Source organism: Terriglobales bacterium (assembly GCA_035543055.1).
Classification (GTDB): domain Bacteria; phylum Acidobacteriota; class Terriglobia; order Terriglobales; family Acidobacteriaceae; genus JAIQFD01.
Genome location: DATKKJ010000232.1, coordinates 1 through 4513, shown reverse-complemented (window position 1 = coordinate 4513; position 4513 = coordinate 1). Strand labels below are relative to the sequence as shown.

The window sequence follows — 4513 nt, the reverse complement described above, 5'->3', positions numbered from 1 at the left end:
GAGTTAGAACGTCAGCTTCAATCCGAACTGGAACTGGCGCGGATCGAAGGCGGCGCTGGGTGAGCCGGCGGGCGCATTGTAGAGCGGGTTCACGTCGGCGACGTTGTATTTGTTGATGAGGTTGAACATGTCCACCATGGCATCAAGTCCCACGCGCTCGGTGATCCTGATGCGCTTGGCGATGCGCAGGTCGGTGAACAAGGTGTAGGGCCGGATGCCGAAGTTGCGCGGCAGATTGCCGACGAGCGGCGGCAGCGGCGCGGTCAGGTCTTCGGCCGCCGGCGGCAGGATGCCGCCCAGGATCGCCGCCTCGGTGAGGTTGGCGAAGCAGGGCGCCTGGAGTTGGAAGCCGGACGGCAGATACGGAGAATCCACGGGCGTGTTCTGGCAGACCGGATTGGCCGCCGTCCCCGTGGTCACGATCATCGGCCGGTCGGTCTTCGACTGCAGGTCGAAGTTGCTGTCCACCGCGGTGATGATGTTGAAGGGGCGGCCGGAGCCGACCTCGATGATGGGGGCCACCGTCCAGTCGCTGAAGAACTTGTGGACGAAGCCTTCACCCGACAGGCGGCCGCTCTGGTAGACGCCGCTGAAGACGAAGCGGTGACGCTGGTCGAACAGCGAGATGGAGCGGTCGGCGGCCGGATCGCGCGCGTCCTGCGGCTGCAATGGGGACTGCAGGTCCACCGAGTCGTCGATGGCATGCGACCAGGTGTACGAGGCCAGGAATTCATAGTGGCCGCTGAAGCGCTTCTTCAGGTTGACCGTGAGGCCGTGGTACACCGAACTGCCGTTGGACTTCTGCGCGTAAATGTCGGCGTAGGGCACGGTGGTGGTGGTGTTGAGATTAAATTCTGCAGCCGCGGCCGCGATCGGTCCGAGCATGCATGGTGCCGGCACATAGGGCGCCAGCGACGGGTTCAGGCCCGACGGACGGAAGAAGCTGACCACTGCGGCGGGGACGTAAGGATTGGTGAGGCCAGGGCCGGCAAAGCCGCATCCGGTGCCCGGGAGTGCACCGACCGCGTTGGGATTGCCCAGCATGGCGCTGGGATCACCCGCCTGCAACGCGCGCCGCCAGTTGATGATCAGCGCTTCCGAGTTCACCGGGTTGGCGTCCACCGGGTGGTATAGGTGGCGTCCGCCGTTGAAATTGTAGGTGACGGCCAGGGCGAAGTCGTGTCCGAGGTCGCGCTCGACGCCTAAGCTCGCCTGGTGAGCGACCGCGTACTGGAAGTTGCGATCTTCGGCATAGCCGAAGGGCAACACACTGAGCGGCGTCGGGGTGGCCGGCGACGGCAGCGCGAGATAGTTCTGGTTGATGAAGATGGGGGCCCCGTCAGGGGTCGTGGAATCGAAGCGCTGCTGGTTGGGCAGATAGCCGAAGCCAGGGCACCCGCCCACCCCGATCCCGAGGATGCCCATGAAGATGCTGGGGGCATTGAGGGCTGCGCAATCGGTCCCGGGTCTTTGCAGCGCGAAACCCAACTGCGGAGCCTGCGTGCCGTCGGCGACGTCGGAGATGAAGGCGATGCCGAGCAGCGGGTGATCGTAGAACATGCCGTAGGAGGCGCGGATGACGGTCTTGCCATTCTTCCACGGATCCCAGGCCAGCCCGATGCGGGGCGCGATATTGTTCGTGTCGTGCGGGATGCCTTCGATGGTGTTCAGGAAGGTCTGGGCGGGCAGGGTCACGGCGGCGTTCCGCGGCGCGAACGTGGGCGTGAATTCCACGTCATAGCGAACGCCATAGTTCAGGGTCAGGCCGGGCGAGATGCGCCACGAGTCCTGCAGGAAGAGCCCGAGGGTGTTGTTCTGGAACTGGTCTTTGGGATCGCCCACGCCCTGAATGCTGTCCTGGGGCAGGCCCAGGCCATATGCCTGCACCGGCGAGAACGCCGGGAAGCCGGCGAAACCCGCGGACAGGAATTGCGAAGAAACGGAGCCGAAGTCATACACGCCGCCGAAGTTGACGGTGAAGTCGGCGGTGAGCGGCAGGTGGTTCACATCAGCGCCGAACTTGATGACATGCGAACCCTTGGTCCAAGTGAAATTGTCGGTCCACTGGTAACGCAGTTCTTCACGGCGGGTATAGGAGTACGGTTCGCGACCGAAGAATGCGTAGCCCGGGATGTTGACCGCGACCTTGGCGCCGTCCGGCGTGTCGGTGTTGTAGTTGAACAGCAGGCCGCGGCGGGCAAACTGGAAGCGGGCTTCATTGATCTTGTTGTTCCCCAGGGTCGCGGTGTCCTGCGCGGTGAGGGCGAAGTCACGGTACTGCTGGATGGCGGTACGCGAGTAGGCGTTCTGGCCGAAGTTCTGGTTCTGGCCCTGGACGCCAATACCCTTGATGGTGCTGGGGCTCACGTTCACCCGCACCATGGCCGAGTTCCTGTCGGTGAAACGGTGGTCGAGGCGTAGGGCGATGAGACTCGTCTCCTCCTTCACCGGGTAGTTCCCTGTGGTATTCGCCAGGGGAACGTAATCGGTAGGCACGGGCGCGCACACGGGGAAGCCGGGGGTCAGGGGATTGCAGATGCTGAAGAAGCCGTTATAGCCGGCGGGCAGACCGAACAGGCCATCGAGCGCGGCCGGCCACTGTCCGTTGACCGCCATTCCGGAAGCGGCCCCGAGCGCGGCGATGTAGTTATTGATCGCGGGATTCGCCAGGTTGGCGAGGATGAAGGTCTGCTGCTCGGGCGTGACCATGATGTCGCCGAACGCGGGCGCCAGTTGGACCAGCCCGAAGCCATCGTGTCCGATGTCGGAGAACCCAGTCTCGCGGCGGCGTGTGGTCTCGTAGGAGAAGAAGTAGTAGGTCTTGTCCTTCTTGATGGGCCCGCCCAAGGTCGCGCCGGCCTGCACGCGGGTATAGGCAGGATCGGGCACGTTGCTGAACGGGTTCACGGCCTGGATATTGCGGTTGCGCAGGTAACCGAAGACATCGCCGTGGGTCTGGTTGGTCCCCGAGCGGGTGATGATGTTGACCACTCCGCCGGCGGCGCGTCCGTACTCCGCCGCATACCCGTTGGTCAGCACCTGGAACTCCTGCACCGCTTCCTGCGAGACGGTGGAACGGATGCCGTTGACGGAGTTGTCGACTGCATCGGCTCCGTCCACGTTCACCAGGTTGGAGCGGGCGCGCTGGCCGCCGATGTTCAACCCGGACGTGGGCGCGATGCCGATGCTGGGCGTGGTGTCGCGCAGCACCTGCGAATTGGTCTGGGCAAAATTGACGTAATTGCGGCCGTTGATGGGCAGGTTATCGATGCGCTGCTGGTCGATGGTGGTGGCCACCGAGCTGCGCTGGGTCTCGATCTGCTCGGTCTGAGCGTTGACCTCGATGGCCTCGGTGCGCTCCGCGATCTTCAGCGCCACCGGCAGCTCGGCGACCTGGCCGACGGTGATGTTCACGCCCACGGCTGTGGTCTTGGCGAAGCCCGGCGCCTCGATGGTCACGGTGTAAGTACCGGGAGGAAGTTGCAGTACGAGGTACTGGCCGGATTCATTGTTCGTGACCTTGCGCTCGATGCCGCGCGCCGGATCGGAGACGGTGACCGTCGCGTTGGTGACGGCGGCCGCCTTGGGATCTTTCACCGTCACGTGCAGATCGGCGGTGGCTTGTGCCAGTGCCTGGCTGGTGAAAAGCAGAAGGAGTGCGAGAGATACGAACAGGACAGCTCGCTTCATGGCTCACCTCGACCGGGCTCCTGACCGAGAGCGCAGGTCCGTGCCGCTGTCAAAATGTTGCAGAGTTGTATAACAGGAGCCACTCACGACGCAAGGGAGAGAGACCAAGAGTACTTGCTTCGCCACCCGCCTCCAATGACCTTCCCGGCCGACAATGGTTTACCGGCGCGTGATCCCGGAAAGTTCTTCCCTGGTGCTCTTCAGCGCCCACGCCATGCGTGGCGTGTTGTGGGCGATGCCGTAACGTCCCCTGGGGTCGAGCAGGATGAGCCCGCCGTGGCCGTTGAGGCGGCGCTGCAACAGATCGACGGCCATGCCCGCCACCGCTTGCGGCGGCTTGCCCTCGGCCACCCGGTCGCAGGCCCACTTGCCCAGCACCAGCTTCATCATGGGCTCGCCCCAGCCGGTGGTGGAGACGGCGGCGCTCTCGTTGTCGGCGTAGCAGCCGCAGCCGATGAGCGAAGAATCGCCGACGCGGCCTGGTGTCTTATTCATGGTGCCGCCGGTAGAGGTGCCGGCGGCGATGCGGCCGTCGCGGTCGAGGGCCACGGCGCCGACGGTGTCGTGCTCGGCAAAGAACTCCGCCGGTTTGCCTGCATGGGCCATGATCTGCGCTGCCTTCAGCCGCTCCACTTCGCGGGGAATGATGAGCTCGCGGTTCTCCACCAGCGGGATGCCGTGATGGGCGGCGAACTTCTCCGCCCCTTCGGCCACCAGGTACACATGCGGGCTCTCGTCCAGCACCTTGCGGGCGGCATGGATGGGATTGCGGATGCGCTCCACGCAGGCGACGCCGCCGGCGCGCAGGGTGAAGCCGTCCATC

2 protein-coding genes are annotated in these 4513 nt (G+C 64.6%); both read right to left on the bottom strand.

Annotated elements, in window-relative coordinates; translation table 11 throughout:
* Positions 1-3: 3 nt before the first annotated feature.
* The gene (locus VMS96_14855; GenBank protein HVP44707.1) at positions 4-3690 is read right to left on the bottom strand and encodes a TonB-dependent receptor; all 3687 of its coding nucleotides are present in this window, start codon (positions 3688-3690) and stop codon (positions 4-6) included.
* 159 nt (positions 3691-3849) lie between these two features.
* On the bottom strand, positions 3850-4513 hold a 664-nt coding region (locus tag VMS96_14850), incomplete at its 5' end, for an isoaspartyl peptidase/L-asparaginase (GenBank protein HVP44706.1).